Origin of the sequence: Pseudoalteromonas ardens, from assembly GCF_030125445.1 — a bacterium.
GTDB classification, from domain to species: Bacteria; Pseudomonadota; Gammaproteobacteria; order Enterobacterales; family Alteromonadaceae; genus Pseudoalteromonas; species Pseudoalteromonas ardens.
Window position 1 is genome coordinate 169,756 of the sequence record NZ_JASJUV010000010.1, and the last position, 18,623, is coordinate 188,378.

4 protein-coding genes are annotated in these 18,623 nt (G+C 49.6%); all 4 read left to right on the top strand.

Features of this window, described 5'->3' with window-relative positions; translation table 11 throughout:
• Positions 1-2 precede the first annotated feature (2 nt).
• Positions 3-2,483: a condensation domain-containing protein gene (locus QNM19_RS22525; protein WP_284027239.1), complete on the top strand. Its 2,481-nt coding sequence runs from the start codon at positions 3-5 to the stop codon at positions 2,481-2,483.
• Positions 2,480-7,042, top strand: a complete 4,563-nt coding sequence (locus tag QNM19_RS22530; protein WP_284027240.1) for a non-ribosomal peptide synthetase — start codon at positions 2,480-2,482, stop codon at positions 7,040-7,042. The genes QNM19_RS22525 and QNM19_RS22530 overlap by 4 nt, the downstream gene beginning before the upstream one ends.
• 66 nt (positions 7,043-7,108) lie before the next feature.
• Positions 7,109-13,546, top strand: coding sequence for a non-ribosomal peptide synthetase (locus QNM19_RS22535; RefSeq protein ID WP_284027241.1), 6,438 nt, complete (start codon positions 7,109-7,111; stop codon positions 13,544-13,546).
• Between the two features lie 3 nt (positions 13,547-13,549).
• Positions 13,550-18,623 (top strand): non-ribosomal peptide synthetase (locus QNM19_RS22540; protein ID WP_284027242.1); only part of this gene is annotated, 5,074 nt, incomplete at its 3' end.

Here is an 18,623-nt window from a genome sequence, read left to right on the forward strand (position 1 = left end):
CTATGACTCAGCATGCAAATAATATAGAACAACAAAGAGCTGAATTGCTGGAACGTTTGATCGAACAGGCAGCGCATGACGCACTGCCACTGCCGGCCGGGGAGGCCGGCCACCCTTTGTCTTACGCGCAACAACGTTTATGGTTTGTGGAACAATTAGAAGGGCCTCAGGTCACTTATAACTTCCCCAGCGCAGTAATGATCACAGGGCCGTTTGATCCCCAGTTGTACCAACAAAGTATGCAGCAGGTGGTATTGCGTCACCCAATCATGACGGCAACTTTCTTTTCTGTTGATGGGGTACCTCGTCAGCAATTTCATCCGGATCATCGGGTACAGTTGCCGCTGGTTGATTTGACTGAGCTGTCAGAGGAAGCACAGCAAGCAGAACTGAAAGAACTATGGGAGCTGGAAGCGAATGCAACTTTCTCTTTGTCTGATGGGCCTTTGTACCACTGTTCGGTGATCAAGTTAGGGCCTGAACAGCACGTTCTGTTAATGAATTTACATCACATCATTACCGATGGCTGGTCAAGCTCATTGTTTAACCGTGAAGTGAGTGAATACTATGAAGCGCTGGTTGCCCAGCGTGAGCCTCATCTGGTGCCTTTACCATTGGAATACAGTGATTATGTTTACTGGCAGCAGGATATGCTGGAAAGTGATGCCAGAGAGCAGCTTGCCAGTGCTTGGAAAGCGCATCTTGGTGGCATGGAAACCTTGCAGTTGCCACTAGACCGACCGCGTACAGAGCAGTTGAGTACTCGAGGTGCTCATCATCAGGTGGTTGTGCCTGATGAGCACCTCACCGCGCTTAAAGAGCTGGCTCAGGCGCAGGGTGCTTCTTTGTATATGGTCTTACTGGCTGCGTATAAAGTGATGCTTTATACCTATTATAAGCAAACCGATATCGTCGTAGGTACTTCCAGTGCTAGTCGCAAAGTGCCGGAAATGGAGCAGATGTTGGGCCTGTTTGTCAATCAGCTGGTGCTGCGTACGTCTTTGGGCGGTAACCCAAACTTCGAAGACATTGTACAGCGGGTAAAGGACACCTTTACATTTGCTTCTGCCCATCAAGACTTACCGTTTGATGTACTCGTGTCCGAGATGGATGTTGTGCGCCAACCTGGCCAGTCTGTCCTGTTCCAATCTTTGTTCTTGTTTAACAACTTCCCGAAAGCACCGCTGGATCCGTCTGTTCCGGTTCAGATGGAAAGATTGAACATAGATATTGACTACTCGCGTTTTGATTTGTCACTGACAGCTGAAGAAGAAGACGCGTTAACCATTAAGTTTACCTACCGTACCGATCTGTTTGATCGAACCACTATTGAAACCATGAGCCGACGCTACCTGTCTGTCATCGCGGCCATTGTAGACAACGCCAACCCATTACTAAGCCAGATTGATGGAGCACTGAATATGGAACAAACAACAACAACTGAGAAAAACAAAGCATCCAGATTTAAACGCGGAAGAAGAAAAGCGGTCAACGCGTCTTTACAGGAGATCGTGAAAATCTCAGATGCGCCTGGCACATTCCCGGTGGTGATTGAGCCTGCGACCAGCCATGTTGATCTGGTAGAGTGGATTGCGTTGAACCGGTCGTTAATCGAAAGCAAAATTGCGCAGGCCGGCGCCATTTTATTCCGTGGTTTTGGTGTTGATACTCCGGTGCAGTTCGAGCGTGTCGCCGGCGCATATTGTCCTGAGTTGTTTGGTTCTTATGGTGATTTGCCCAAAGAGAACAAAGGCAAACAAATCTACAAATCCACTCCGTATCCAAATGACAAGACAATTATGTTTCATAATGAGGGCTCTCATACTCAACAATGGCCAATGAAACAGATGTTTGCCAGTATGTTAGTAGCGGATCAGGGCGGAGAAACGCCAATCGTAGACTGTCGCGAAGTTTATCGTCGTTTGGAGCCCAGCGTGGTGGCTAAGCTTGCAGATAAGAAGCTGATGTATGTAAGGAATTTCATTGAAGGGCTCGATGTTTCCTGGCGTGACTTCTTTAAGACAGATGATCGAAATGAAGTTGAAAAGATCTGTCAGGAAGCAGAAATAGAATGCGAATGGGTAAATGACGAACATTTACGAACCAAGAAAATAGCCAACGCGGTGTGTTTGCATCCAAAAACAGGCGAGAAGCTGTTCTTTAACCAAATCCAGTTGCACCACATCTCATATATGGATCCGGTTGAGCGGGATTCTTTGTTGACCATCTTTAAGTCAGAGGACTTACCACGCAATGTTTACTACGGTGATGGTACTGAGATTGAACCCGAAGTAATCGCTCAGATTAATGATGCTTACGAGCAGAGCGCTGTTGCTCAGCCCTGGCAAAAAGGTGATTTTCTGGCCGTGGACAACATGCTGGTTGCACATGCTCGGTTGCCATTTAGCGGTGAGCGCAAGGTTGTGGTCGCGATGGGAGAGCTATTTGCTGCGGCAGACTTAACGCTGGGAGAGCATGCATGAGTCAGATGTACCCGCAACAGCACGAAGAATACCCGTTATCAGTACAGCAAAAGCGTATCTGGGCGCGACAGTCTGAGCAATCTCCCGTCAGTTATGCAGTGATCACTGTTCAGGGTGAACTCAACATACAGCGACTACAGAATGCGCTCAATGAGTTGGTTGAAGCCCACGAAGCGATGCGCACCTATTATCGACGCCAGCCCGGGCTACGATTTGGTGTGCAATGTGTCTCCGATACGGGACAGGTTTCGCTGGATGTGTTGCGTGTCGATGACCCCTGGCACAGTGAAATGGTGCTGCAGGAGGTCATTCAGCAGACAGTCCCCGCACTTACAGCTCCCTGGTGTCAGTGCCGACTTTATCAGGGCCCCTCGGATCAGCACAGCGTGGCATTACTTCTTCCTGCTATCAATGCCGATCAGCGCAGTATGCAACTGTTACTTAAAGAATTGCTTGAGCGTTATAGCGGTAAATGTGGTGACGATGAGGATCGCCTTCAGTTCCTGGATGTTGTGGACGTATTGGAAGAACAGCTTGAGCAACCTGAGTGCGCCATACTGACTAACCGGATAGCGAAAACACTCGAGCACAACGGGCAATTCGCACCACTGCGTCTGATCAACAATGTTCAAACCCAACAATCCGGCTGGGCGCGATTATCTCATCAGATTGCCGCGTCATGCCTGAGCAGTTTACGCACCCAATGTGGCCATCAGGGGTGGTCTGTTGCCGGGGTAATATTAAGCGTCTGGCAGCAGGTGCTCAATGATCTGTGTAGTGATAACGTAGTTATAGGCGTGCACTATGATGGCCGACATGATGAAGAAATCGCTGATGTGATAGGTCCATTGAGTCGCACTTTACCATTACAACTGGCTATTGATGAGACTCAAAGCGTTCACAGCCTGATTGCCCTTTCCGAACAGCTACTAAGTAGTGGTGAGCACGAGCAAGAATTTTTTGACTGGCAGTCCGTGACGGATGAAGCTCAAATGCGCTTGTCCCGCTATGGCTTCAGCTTCAATACGCTGCCCCAGACAGAGATGGCAGACTTGCGCTCACATGCCATGCAAAGCGGTAGTTGCGCTGAAGAGTTTGAGTTGAATCTGAACTGTGACATGTCAGAGGACGCTCTTTATGTTCACTTTGACTATGCAAGGTCGCAGCTGGATAAAGCAACTGTGGGTATTGTCACCGCTCGTTTTATGCAGTTGCTGATCAGCACCGTGGCAGCGCTGGAGGCGGGAGGGCAAGGTTCAGTTGCTGAATTGTCGCGAGTCAGTCCGCTTGAAAAAGATGTGATCCAGGCACAGGAGTCAGTCCTCGACGAGACTCAGATGATACCGGCTCATGAGGCCTTTAGCCGCATTACCTTAGAATCACCGGACAAAATCGCATTGATAACCGAGCAGGGTCAGTTTAGCTATGCTCAGTTGGACAGCAAAGCGGAGCGCCTGGCCGCTTATTTGCAATCGCAGGGGGTGACCCGACAAATGCCTGTTGCTGTATGCTGCCATCGTGATGAGTATTTAGTGATTAGCCTGTTGGCAATTTTCAAATTAGGTGCCATTTATGTACCGCTTGATCCTGAGCTTCAGTCCCAGCGGATCGGCTACATTCTGGACGATACGCAAAGTCGCTGGATGTTGACTGTGTCTGAGCAGCCACTGGAAAATTGCTCAGGTGTGGTGCCCGTACTGCTGGATCAGTTAGATGACCTTATCTCTGATACCATGCAATATGAGCCTGTGGCCGTGGCAATGCATGAGATTGCCTACATCATCTATACCTCTGGTTCTACCGGTCAGCCTAAGGGCGTGGCAATCAGCCATTGGGCGCTTTGCCATTATGTAGCGGGCGTTATGCCGAGGCTGGCTTTGTCGCCAGACGCAAGTCTTTTGTCTCTGGCAAGCGTTGCCACGGATCTGGGTCACACCGCCTTATTTGGTAGTCTATTGACTGGTCGTCCTTTGTATTTGTTAGGCGCAGACAAAGCAATGGAGGCCGAAGCTCTGGCGTCGCAGCTTGAAAAGGTACCTTGTGCTTGTCTGAAAATCGTACCATCACATTTGCAAGCGTTGTTAAGTGTCGAAGATCCTGCCCGACTTTTACCCCTTGAATGTTTGGTGGTTGGAGGCGAAGCGCTGAACTCCTCGCTGGTCAATCAAGTGCGCCAATTAAACCCTGATCTGCGTATTGTTAACCACTATGGTCCCACTGAGACCACTGTTGGGATTATTACCCATGAAGTAGAAATTGCCGAGCAGGCGGGATATCCCATCGGTCACCCATTGGCTGGGGCACGAGGTGTTGTGCTGGACGAGCAGGGGGAGCTGGCTGGTATCGGCGTATTGGGCGAACTTTATCTTGGTGGAGAAGCTGTTGCACAGGGTTATTGGCAGCGCCCCGACCTGACAGCAGAGCGTTACGTACCTGATCCTTTTGCAACTCAACCCGGTCAACGCTTATATCGTAGTGGCGATCTGGCATATCACAATGCAGTTGGGCAGATAGTTTATGCCGGTCGTGCTGATCATCAGGTTAAGGTGAGAGGGTTTCGGGTTGAGCTTGGTGAAATAGAAGCCGTACTCAGCACTCACCCTGATGTTAAAGAAGCGGTTGTTACCTTAGTGCAAACAACGACCGGCCGTGAGGAGCTGGCTGCGTACGTCACGGCAACGCGACCCGGTCAAATAGATATGACTGAACTGCGTACATTTGTCGCGCAGACCTTACCAGAGTATATGGTGCCTGGACCTATGCTAGCCCTTGCTAAGTTACCCTTGACGCCGGGCGGCAAGGTGGATCGACAGAATTTACCTGCAATTTCCTCCGAGCGTGCGCAGGGGAGTGATTTTGAAGCACCGCAAACTGAGCTGGAAATGGCATTGGCCGATATGTGGCAAGGTTTGCTTGGTGTGGAACAGGTCAGCATAGGTGAATCATTTTTTGCCTTAGGGGGGCACTCTTTACTGGTCACTCAGTATTTGTCATTGCTCAAGAAAACCTATGGTTTGTCCATGACAGTAAAGACCTTCTTTGCCGCGCCAACGATTAAAGAGCAAACAGCCTTAATCTGTTCAATGTTAGCAGAAGCGGACAAAGACCATGGTGGCGAGCCTGTGATGTCGACGACGCAGCGACAAGCCGATGAAATGTGGCCCTTGTCATTTGGTCAGGAGAGACTCTGGTTCACGGAACAAATGAATGACAAGGCCGGGCTATACAACACGCCACATACCTGGTGCCTGGAGGGGACATTAAATAGAGAGGCGTTGACGGCTGCATTTAACGAAGTGATTAGACGTCATCAGGTACTTCGAACGGGTTTCAAAATGGAGCATGGCGAGCTACTTCAGCAGCTACAGCCATTCACTGATATAACAATTCCTATGACGGACTACACCGGAAAGTGGGCCTCATTTGATGACGCTTTGGCTGAAAACTCTCCGTTAGTTGATGAATTAAAGGCGCTTATCGCGAAAAACTTTAATTTGGATGAGGGTCATTTATTGGCGATAAAGCTGTTCAGGCTGGCCGCTGATAAGCACCTGTTGTTTGTAAACTTACATCATATTGTGTCAGATGGCTGGTCGCTGGGAGTCCTGCAGCGAGAACTCTCACTATTATATCTCACATATAGTCAGGGGCAGACGTCGACACTGCCAGAGCTGGATTACCAGTACGCGGATTATGCTATCTGGCAACGCGCTATGTATGAGCAAGGGCATTGGCAACAGCAGGTCGATTACTGGCGTGCGAAGTTAAGTGGCTTGCCTGAACTTAAGTTCCCGGCACTGCGTCAGCCTGCTGATGAGCAACTGTCACAAAGCGGTACGCATCGTTTCGATTTCGACCTCGCTATGACAGAGTCTATGCACAGTGTTGCTCAAGATCATCAAGTTACTCCGTTTATGCTTAATCTGGCTTTATTGAATCTGGTTGTTGGTCATTATTGCAATCAGCAGGATTTTGCCATAGGCACCTCAATTGCCGGCAGAAACAAGCAGGAAGTGAATGACTTGATCGGATTTTTTGTTAACCAACTGGCGCTTCGAATTGAAACGACAGCTGGTATGACCTTTTCTGATTTATTGGCTAAAGTGAAACAAACAACATTGGATGCCTATGATAATCAGGACGTGCCTTTCTCGCTGCTAGCCTCTGAAATAGAGCACCATAGTAGTGCGGGACAGACGCCATTTTTCAACGTTTTGTTCGTATTTCAGGAATTTCCAGAACAGTCTTTTTCGCTCGAAAATGTTAAAGTTTCTAATTGGAGTTCAGGTAGTTATGAATCAAAGTTTGGGCTTACGTTATATATGGGTTATGATAGCGGTACGCTGAGTGGGACCTGGGTGTATGATAGGCGAGTAGTTGATCAGCAAGGAATCGAACGCCTGACGACTTTCTTCCAGAGAGTTGTGGCGCAAATTGCAACAGCAGAACCGCTTCATCTTGATCAAATCATGTTTTCCACCTCTGACGAGCAGGCTCAACAGGCTGCGCAGCGTCATAAGTCCAAAATGGACACATTCAGCAAAATAAGACGCAGATAGCGGACATTACCGGCACTTTTGTGCCGGTTCATGGAACAATAAATATAACAACGGAACATGAACAACATGACCAATAATAATAATAACCTAGTCGACAATGGCTATGCTCTTTCGCCACAACAAACCAGACTTGACGAGATTAAATGGGCTTCCGATCACGCAATTGGTTCGCTTCCTAATGTTCATTGTTGTTGGCGGATCCAAGGGAATATCGACGTAGGAAAGTTGCAGGGGGCGCTAGACAGGCTGGTTGAGCAGTGCGAAATTATTCGCACCCAGTATGTTCGGCCCGCAGGTCTCAAAGCGCTACTGCAAGTCATTAACCCCCAAGCCCATATTGTTCTAAACCTGTTTGACTGGGAACCAGAACAAACCAATTATCAGCAACTGTTTGCCCAGGCAGAGCTGCAATTTGATCTGCAAAATGATGCTTTGTTACGTGTGAATGTATATCAGTCAGCAGATCAAGCGTGTTATTTACAGCTGATTGCACCAGCAATTTCCTTTGACGTAAAAGGGTTAAGTAGTTTGCTTGAGGCATTGCTCTCTTGCTATTTGGATATCCCGAATGACGAGGATGAAGTTATCCAAATGGTTGATGTCGCAAACTGGTTAAATGAGCTTCAGTTATCCGATGAATTTGCCCAGGAAAGGGCGTATTGGCAACAACAGCCAAAAGTATCAACCAAGCAACGCCTGAAGCTGGCAACCGAGGTCGATCCTGGCGCAGCAACTGATATGCGATTGGGGCGGACGGAATTTACTGTAGACACGCGTGCTGCACAACAGATCGAAGAGTTCGCATCTCAACATAACCTGACAGAAGAAAGTATATTAGTGACCCTGTGGCAGTGCTTGCTTGCCAGTTACAGTGACTGGCAGGGGGTTAGCCTGGGCGTGGCAGCAGAGTCCCGGCAAGAAGAATTAGCAGAGTTTATGGGGGTGTTGTGTCGTTATCTTCCCCTGGTGGTTGATTACACACCAGACAGCCCGGTATTGACAGTATGCAAAGAAAATCACAATCGCTTAGTTGCGCATCAGGATCACAGTGAATATTTCAACAGTCAGGCTGCGGGATATGAAGAAGGCGCGTGCCTGGCTCGTTATGGATTTAGTTATACGCGTTTCGCGACCACTCACTTACGTGATCTGAGTGCGGTTCCCATCCTTGCACAAGGGAGTGGCGAGCTGTTTGAGTTACGCCTTAATTGTGAGCGTGTGCATGACCAATTGCGCTACCAGTTATATTACGATGGTGGTTTGTTTGATGATCAAGCAATACAGCTTATTGCTCATCGTTTCTCGCAATTGCTGACGAGTGCACTGGCATTGTTAATGGTTAACCCCAGAATGCCATTGAGTGCATTGGATGCTGTCAGTGAGCATGAGCAGCAGCTCATGCGTGCGAGTATGACACCTAAACTGGCACTGTCATCTTACAGTGCACCAGAGATTTTTGCTGACATTGTGACGCGCAAGGGCGAACAAGTCCTGTTAGAAACACACAACCAGCGCTTTACTTATGCACAGATAGATATGCGTGCTCAGCAGTTGGCTGGGTATTTACAGGCACAGGGGATCGGACAGGAAATGCCTGTGGCTGTTTGCACTGAGCGCAACGAACACCTTGTGATCAGTTTGCTGGCACTACTGAAGATTGGCGCTGTGTATGTGCCACTCGATCCGCAGTTGCAGGCACAGCGAATTGCCTACATCATGGCCGATACGGGATGCAAGTGGGTGTTATCAGAATCATCTTTCGCTGCGCAGGTGGGCGAGTTGGCAACCTGTATTGAGGTTGATAACTGGGTTCCACAGGGCCATACATACACGCCGGTTACCGTTGCTCCTGAACAACTCGCGTATCTGATTTATACTTCTGGTTCAACGGGTCAGCCGAAAGGCGTTGGGGTGAGCCATCGTGCGTTGAGCAACTATGTCGAGACCGTACATCGCCGTCTTGAGCTGACGACCAATGCGAGTATGTTGGCACTTGCCAGTCCGGCAACGGACCTGGGACACACGGCTTTGTTTGGTGCTGTGCTGACAGGCCGTACTCTGCGTATGTTACCGTCAGATATGGCTGTCAATGCTGATGCTTTAGCACAGCACCTTAAATTACATCCGGTCAGTTGTTTTAAAATTGTCCCCTCCCACCTCAGAGCACTTATGAGTGTTGAGGAACCGGAGCGCTTGTTGCCAACTGAATGCCTGGTATTAGGTGGGGAAGCTTTGCCCGTAGCGCTGGTGGAGGAGATCAGAGCCCTTCGTCCGCAGCTGAAGATTGTCAACCACTATGGACCAACAGAAACAACGGTCGGAATATTAACACATGAATTAGCAGCGACCTCTTTGTCGACCAGTCCGGTGGGTAAACCGCTGGCTGGTGCGCACGGCTATGTTGTCGATGAGCAAGGCCGACTGGCAGGTATCGGGGTGGTAGGTGAGTTGTATCTGGGGGGAGATACGCTTGCCAGAGGATATTGGCAAAGGCCTGAACTTACCGCTGAAAAATTTATTCCGGATGACTTTTCTGGCTTGCCTGGACAGCGCTTATATCGCTCCGGCGACTTAGCATATTATCAGGCTGATGGAGAAATAGTGTATGTTGGCCGTGGTGACGAACAAGTTAAGCTGCGCGGTTTTCGGGTTGAACTAGGTGAGATAGAAGCTGTACTGAGTCAGTATGTTGATATTGAGCAAGCGGTTGTTCGCTTACAGCCGCGCGTGGCACAGCCGGACAATGAGGCAGAGGGGGCGGAGGACTTAGTCGCCTATGTGGTGATGGCGAATAAACAAACGCTGGACCTTGAAGCATTAAATGCGTATATGGCGTCAAATCTGGCAGACTACATGCGACCCGTTGCTTTTCTTCAGCTCAATACGCTACCCCTTACACGCAGTGGTAAAGTAGACCGACTTGCGCTTGTGAGGGTTGAACGACAAAGTGCCTCTCGGGCTGATTTTCAGGCACCGACGACAGATATGGAAATCCGCCTGGCTGCATTGTGGCAAGCTTTGCTGAACCTGGATGAAGTCGGTATTGATGACGACTTCTTTAAAATCGGGGGTCAGTCTCTGTTAGCGATTCGACTCATTGCGGGGATCCGCAGTCAATTCCAACGCGAATTGTCGGTACGGGATATTTTTGCCTACCCCACTATACGTACTTTGGCACAGGCACTACAACAGTCAGACATAACCAGTTTGCCACCTATTCTGCCCTACCAGGGCACAGATCCTGCGCCTTTATCATTTGCACAGCAGAGATTATGGGTCATCGAGCAGTTGCAAGGCGCTGGCGCTTTGTACAACATCCCTTTTGCAACCCGGGTACGCGGTCGCTGCGATATCGCTAAAATTGAGCAGGCTTTAGCTTGTATTCTTGAGCGTCATCAAGTGCTCAGGACAACATATGTATTGCAAGATGAGCAGCCAGTTCAGCAAGTTAATCCGGCTTCAGACTTTTCATTATCTCAGGTTGATCTGCGCCATCTGAGCAACGCCGAGCGCGAGCTGGAAATTGCTCAGGCGTGTCAGGAGGAGGCAGCAAAGCCCTTTAACCTGGCGACTGATACCATGTTGCGTGGTCGTGTTTTGTTGTGTGGTGAGCAGGACTTTGTGTTATTGCTGACACTGCATCACATTGCGTCAGATGGTGTTTCTAAAGAAGTGCTGATGAAAGAGTTGGGACAACTTTATGACGCATTGAGCGCGGGCGTGAGTGCAGCAGAGGTGTTGCCTCCTTTGGATATTCAATATGCGGATTATGCTCGTTGGCAGCGAGATTGGTTGTCAGGTGATGCGTTAGATTCGCAATTAGCATATTGGCTTGAGCAGTTAGCTGAACTTCCAGTAACCCACTCAATGGCGCTTGACCGGCCTCGCCCGAATGTGATGAGTCATCAGGGGGAAGAACTTGAAATCTGGGTCAGTGAAGAATCGCTACAACAGCTAAAACAGCTGGCTCAACGCCATGGTGTAACGACCTTTATGTTAATGCACGGTGCGTTTGCTCTGCTACTGGCACATCACAGTTATCAGCAGGATATCGTGATAGGCACACCGGTTGCTAATCGTACTGAGCAGGCAGTGCAATCTCTGATTGGCTTTTTCGTCAACACTTTAGTTTTACGTGTAGATGTCGACAGCGAACTGTCGCTGGCGGAATATTTACAGCGTATTAAATCGGTCAATCTGGCTGCACAAGAACATCAGGATGTGCCGTTTGAATTACTGGTCGAACAATTAAATCCAGAACGTAGTCAGCAACACAGTCCATTATTCCAAATTATGCTCAACTATTTACAAGCATCTGAGCACAGTACGAAGGATCACAGTGGACTAGAGTTTGAACCGCTTAGTGCTCAAGAGAGCGTGGCAAAGTTTGATTTGACCTTAACGCTGATCGAGCATACCGATGCTGATAAGGGAGCTTTACAGTGTCATTTTAGTTATGCCAAAGATTTATTTGACCGGACAACCATTGCAGCGATGGCGGAACGTTTTGCAGTGTTACTGAATGGCCTGACTGAGGTGTCGAGGCTAGCCGACTTGCCGGTATTACCGGAGCCTGAATTACAGCGCCTGGTACACTCACTGAATAATACCCAGGTAGCGCACCCGACAGAAACACTGGTTCATCGAGCCTTTGAGCAGCAAGCAGCGCTGATGCCTGATAAGGTCGCAGTGACCATAGGCACTGAGCAAATGACCTATCAGGCTCTGGATGAAGCGTCAAACAGGCTTGCGCATTACCTGATCAGCCAAGGGGTGAAACCAAATAGTATCGTTGGCTTATGTATGGAACGCAGTCTTGGCCTGATGGTTGGGTTACTTGGGATCCTCAAAGCCGGTGCAGCATATTTACCTTTGGATCCGGCTTATCCGAAAGAGCGTTTGAGCCATATGGTCAAAGATGCCGGGTTATCTCAAGTTGTTACACTGAATGCGTTGAAAGCACGTTTACCAGCAGGGCAACACAGCATTACTTGTCTGGACGATACGGCCTTGTTGCAAGCTTGCAGTACACAGTCTCCTAGTGTTGACGCGACGGCAGCGTCAATGGCGGACTTGTGTTACGTAATTTATACCTCCGGCTCAACAGGCTTACCCAAAGGGACGCCGATTGCCCACCACAATGTCAATAACCTGCTGCAGTGGTACATTCGCAAATATGATTTAACGCAACACGATAAGGTCATCGCGATCAGCGGCCCGGGTTTTGACATGAGTCAGAAAAACCTTTTAGCCCCCTTGATGGTAGGTGCCAGTATTCATTTTGCAACGGCTGCAGTATACGACCCGGAACTGATAGCGACCACAATAGCTGAGCAGCAAGTTACCATACTTAATTGTGCATCAAGTGCCTTCTATCCGCTATTGGAGGCTACTAACCAGGCACAAGATACCAGACTTGATAGCCTGAGAACGGTGCTGATTGGCGGTGAGAACCTCATGTTACCACGCCTGACTCAGTGGCTTAAACAAACACATACTCGTCTGGTACATATGTATGGGCCTACAGAAGGTACTGATATCGCGTGTACTTATGAAGTAGAGGATAACCAAGCCGAGTATCATACTTTGCCTATTGGGCGACCTAATGACAATGTTAGTTTGTATGTCATGAGCACAATGACGGCTGCGAGTGGGCAGCCTAAACTGGCGCCGTTTGGGTGTATCGGGGAGCTGTATATTGGTGGTCAGGGAGTTGTGAAGGGTTATTTGAATCGCCCAGAACTGACTGAGCAACGTTTTATCCCTGATCCATTTTCCAGCGACTCGACAGCACGCCTTTATCGTACTGGTGATTTGGTCCGTTATCTGCCAGAGGGGAACCTTGAATTTGTCGGTCGTATTGATGATCAGGTGCAGATCCAGGGCTTTCGTGTTGAGTTAGGTGAAATTGAGCAGCAGATATCGGCTCATGAGTCCGTTGACTCCTGTTTGGTTATGGCGCGTGAGGATAGTGCGGGTCATCAACGTTTGATTGCATATGTCATTGCCACCACGTCACATGAAGAGGCTGAGCTGATTAAACGTATCAGACTGCAATTACATCAGGTCTTGCCTGAGTATATGGTCCCAGCAGCCTTTGCCATATTGACCCAGTGGCCACTGACACCGAATGGCAAAATAGACAGAAAGGCTCTGCCTGAACCAGACCTGTCTCAGCAACAGGGGGCTTATGTTGCTCCACAAACACAAACAGAGCACTTTTTGGTTGCCGCCTGGGCTGAGTTACTTTCTTTACCCTCTGAGCAGCTTAGCATTAGTGGAGATTTCTTCGCATTGGGCGGTCACTCATTACTGATGGTGCGCCTGATGACAAAAGTGAAGAACCAGTTCTCACTGGAATTATCTCTTGAATCGATATATCGCGAACCGACCATTGAAGCCATCGCGTCATTGATCGATTTGGCGCACTCTAAACAAACAGTTCAGCAAGAACTGGAACAACAAGAATTAGAACAACAAGAATTAGAATATTTTGAGTGGTAAAAGATGCAACACATTGAAGTTAGAAAGATTATTTCTAACCTGTATCAGGCAGGTATTGTCATATGGCAAGAAAATGGGCAACTAAAGACTAAATCAAAGCCGGGTGCTATGACACCCGCTTTGATTGAAATAATAAAGAAAAACAAGCTTGCCTTGATAGACTGTTTGGCACAAGAGGAAGAAAGCGTAAAGGTTGCTACTGTCTCAGCTATTCCTGTACGAGATAAAAAAGAAGCACCTCTGCCCCTGTCTTTTGCTCAGCAGCGTTTGTGGTTTATCGAACAGTTGCAGGGCCCCAGCAGTATGTACAATATGCCATTTGCCTTACGTATCTCGGGCACTTTACCCGCCTCGCTGATAGAACAGGCACTGGCAGAAATTGTTACCCGTCATGAAGTGCTGCGCACCACCTATACCGAGCACAATGAGCAACCGATACAGGTTGTTCATGATTCAGTATCTTTCACCCTGGGTTTAGAAAAGTTAAATCATCTGGATGACACACAGCGCGCGGATTACATTGCACAGGCACAAAAAGCAGAAGCAGCGCACCCCTTTGACCTGGATAAAGACCAGATGCTCAGGGCAAAATTGCTGGTGTGTGGTGAGCAAGAGCAGGTGTTGCTGCTGACATTGCATCACATTGCCTCAGATGGCGTTTCTATGGACGTACTGATGAGAGAGTTTGGTGCTTTGTTAGAAGGCATTGCCACAGGCCAGCCAGTCTCTGAGATCTTACCGCCGCTTGAAATTCAGTACGCCGATTATGCGCTGTGGCAGCGTGATTGGTTAAGTGGAGATGAATTGCAACGCCAGCGCGATTACTGGTGTACTCAGCTGGCCGAGTTGCCGGCGACGCATTCGTTGGTGTTGGACAGAGCCAGACCGGCGCGGATGAGCCATCAGGGCGACCACGTCAGCGTGTGGCTTGATGCTGAGCTGTTACATGATCTTAAACAGCTGGCACGACACCATGACATGACCTTATTTATGGTGTTACACGGGGCCTTTGCATTGCTGTTGTCAAAGCACAGCTATGAGCGGGACATCGTGATAGGCACACCGGTTGCGAACCGCCGACATGAGTCGCTGGAATCACTGATCGGCTTTTTCGTTAACACCTTAGTACTACGACTGGATGTTGATCCGCAGGCATCAGTAGAGGCGTTTTTACAGAACGTCAAAGCTGTTAACCTGGCCGCACAGGGGCATCAGGATATTCCATTTGAATTCCTGGTTGAGGCCCTCAGCCCTCAGCGTAGTCAGCAGCACACGCCCTTATTTCAGGTGATGATGAACTACCAGCTGACTAAAGAGAATGAGCGTGCTGATCAGTCAGAGTTGACCTTTACGCCTTTGTCGTCAGACCGAGAAGTCGCTAAGTTTGATCTTACTCTCGCAGTAACAGAGTATCAGCAACACAGTGGCGACAAGGTGTGTTGTAACTTTAATTTCGCGACGGATATTTTTGACCGCGAACGGATGGCCGGTATGGCCAGCCATTTTGTTTGTTTACTCGGTGAGATGGCACAAAGTAGCCGGAACACGGCGATCGCGAAATTATCGTTGCTAAACAAAACTGAACGTCAACAAGTAATAGCGCATGCTCAGGCTAGGGAAGAACAGCAGATACGCCAAAGCGGCTCTTTACTCGATGCTTTTGAGCGCGCTGCAAAGCAACATGCGGAGCAGAGTGCCGTCACCTACGTGCAAGGTGAACGTATATATGAGTTGAGTTTTGCACAGTTGTCACGTCGTTCAAATCAGTTAGCACATTACCTGCAACGTTCAGGGGTTCAGCCTGGGCAGGCTGTTGGTTTGATGACCCAGCGCAGCGCCGATTTGATAGTTGGTATGCTGGGTATTCTCAAAGCCGGTGGTGTGTATGTTCCCTTAGATCCGGTGCATCCTTCAGAGCGCCTGAATTATATGGCGAAAAACAGCGCACTAACTTTGGTCGTCACTGATCAGCATTATCTGGGGCGAGTTACAGAAGAACTGGTCGTCAGCGGCGTATCGCTCAGTGACAGTCAAATGTGGGATGCGCTGCCAGAGACGTTGCCTGATGTCAGGCTGGAGTCTGATTCACCTGCCTATATTATTTATACGTCAGGCTCAACCGGTCAGCCAAAGGGCGTTCAGGTATCTCACGGTGCACTGTTAAATCTGGCATTCAATATCCATAGCTGGCCCGTTTCATTGCGCCGTTGGGGGTTGACGGTCTCTTACGGTTTTGATGCGTCCCTGAAAGGGTTGTCACAGCTTCTTTTAGGGACTGCTTTGACCATTCTAGATGATGAACAAAAGTTCGATGCTGAAGCATGCAGGCAGGTGATCGCCCGCACTGGCATTGAAGTTCTGGATTGTACCCCGGGTCTGGTGAGTTTATGGTTGAGTGAGGGACTGGCAGATGTCCTTCCCGATCTGGTGATTGGTGGAGAGGCAATTACAGAAACCTTGTGGCAAAGCCTGGTTGAATGGCAACAGCAGACGGGGCGTGTGGCTCTCAATGTCTATGGCCCGACAGAATGTTGTGTTGACAGTACCTGGTGCGTGATAGCTGGCGAGGAACCAACTATAGGTGAGCCGTTATTGGGCGTGAGCTGCTTTGTGATGAACAGTGGCAATCAGCTGGCACCTATTGGCGTGCCCGGTGAGCTTTATATCGGTGGTGCCGGTGTAGCATTGGGGTATGTTGATCAGCCCGAGCTGAGTGCAGAGAGATTTATCCCTAACCCATTTGGCTCTGGTCGTCTTTATCGCACTGGAGATTTGGTACGCTACTCAGATGATGGCAAGTTGTTGTTTATGGGGCGTACCGATGATCAGATTAAAGTAAGAGGTTATCGGATTGAGCCTGGTGAAATCATGCAACAGATTGATGCCATCAAGGGCGTTAATTCCAGCCTGGTAAGCTCGGTAACAGATGATCAGGGTGTTGAGCAACTGGTTGCTTATGTCACTCTGGACACATTGCAGCGCTCAGATGCTGTTTCTGAATGGCTAACGGCCGAGCTGGCGAAGGGGTTACCCGCCTATATGATACCGTCGGTGTTTATTTGTCTTGAGCAATGGCCACTGACAGCCAATGGTAAAATCGATAAACGCGCACTGCCTCAGCCAGACAGGCTTGCTCAGCAAGTTGCGTATGTTGCGCCAGCTAATTCAACCGAGCAGGCACTGGTTACTATCTGGGCCGCTTTGTTAGGACTCGAAACAGACAGCCTGAGTGTCACTGCCAACTTCTTTGCACTCGGCGGCCACTCGCTGCTGGCCACCCGACTAGTGACACAGATCCGCGCTAAACTGGCACGTGAAATCTCGGTACGGGCGGTGTTTGATAACCAGACGATCCGCAGTCTTGCGAGTGCGCTTGCTAAAGCTGCAAGTGCTAAGCTGCCGCCACTGGTTGCACAGCCCAGAGCAGATCATATGCCATTGTCCTTCGCGCAGCAGCGCTTATGGTTTATCGAGCAATTACAGGGCCCCAGTAACTTATATAACATGCCTCTGGCCCTACGTATTACCGGGACCTTACCGGCAACTCTGATTGAGCAGGCATTGACGGAAATTGTTGCCCGCCATGAAGTGTTGCGGACCACCTATTGTGAACAGGGCGAGCTGCCTGGGCAGGTGATCCATGCGCCCGGTGACTTTACAGTCGCCCAGGTGTCATTAACTTCCCTGAATGCACAGCAACAAGCGCAATACATCAAGCAGGCGCTTAACGACGAAGCCATTACACCGTTTGACCTGAGTCAGGATGGCATGTTGCGGGCAAGATTGCTGGTGTGTGGTGAGCAAGAGCAGGTGTTGTTACTGACCCTGCATCACATCGCCTCGGACGGGGTGTCCATGGAAGTCCTGATGCGAGAGTTCGGAGCCTTACTGGAAGGTCAGGGCGCGGGTAAGCCTGTGTCTGAGATTTTGCCGCCGCTTGAGGTTCAGTATGCCGATTATGCGCTGTGGCAGCGCAGCTGGTTAAATGGAGAGGAGCTGCAACGCCAGCGTGATTACTGGTGTACTCAGCTGGCCGAGTTGCCGGCGACCCATTCACTGGTACTGGACAGAGCCAGACCAGCGCGGATGAGCCATCAGGGTGACCACGTCAGCATGTGGCTTGATGCTGAGCTGTTACATGATCTTAAACAGCTGGCACGAGACCATGACATGACCTTGTTTATGGTGTTACACGGGGCCTTTGCACTGCTGTTGTCAAAGCACAGCTATGAGCGGGACATTGTGATAGGCACTCCGGTTGCGAATCGCCGACATGAGGCGCTGGAGTCACTGATAGGTTTCTTCGTGAACACCTTAGTGCTGCGACTGGACGTGGACCCGCAGGCTTCCGTTGAAGCGTTCTTACAGGCAGTGAAAGCGGTGAACCTGACCGCGCAGGAGCATCAGGATGTTCCTTTTGAGTCCCTGGTTGAATCCCTCAGCCCTGAGCGCAGTCAGCAGCATACACCGCTATTCCAGATCATGATGAACTATTTGCAGGTCAAAGAAGATGCGCGGGCAGCGCGCTCAGAGCTGACCTTTACGCCGTTGTCGTCGGATCAGGAAGTGGCGAAGTTTGAGCTGATGCTGACAGTGACTGAGTATCAACAACACAGTGGCGACAAGGTGTGTTGTAACTTTAACTTTGCGACGGACATTTTTGACCGTGAACGGATAGCCGACATGGCGGCGCGTTTCGGGGTGCTACTGCGGAGTTTGTGTGAGAGCCAGGTGCAGTCAGTAGACCAGCTGGAGATGCTCACCGAACAGGATCAGGCAGCGGCACTGGTGTACGCAACCCCGGACATGACAGCGTTTCAGCAGACCTCAATTCATGGTTTGTTTGAGCAGCAGGCAGCTCAGTACCCTGAGCACATTGCACTGGAAATGGGCAGTCAGAGCCTGAGCTATGACACGCTCAACTGCCAGGCGAATCAGCTGGCGCAGTGGTTGCGTAATGCGGGGGTGGGCCCGGGCAGTCTGGTGGCCATCGGCATGTCACGCTCTATCCAGTATATTCTGGCTCAGCTGGCGATTCTGAAAGCCGGTGGTGCGTATGTCCCACTGGACCCGAGCT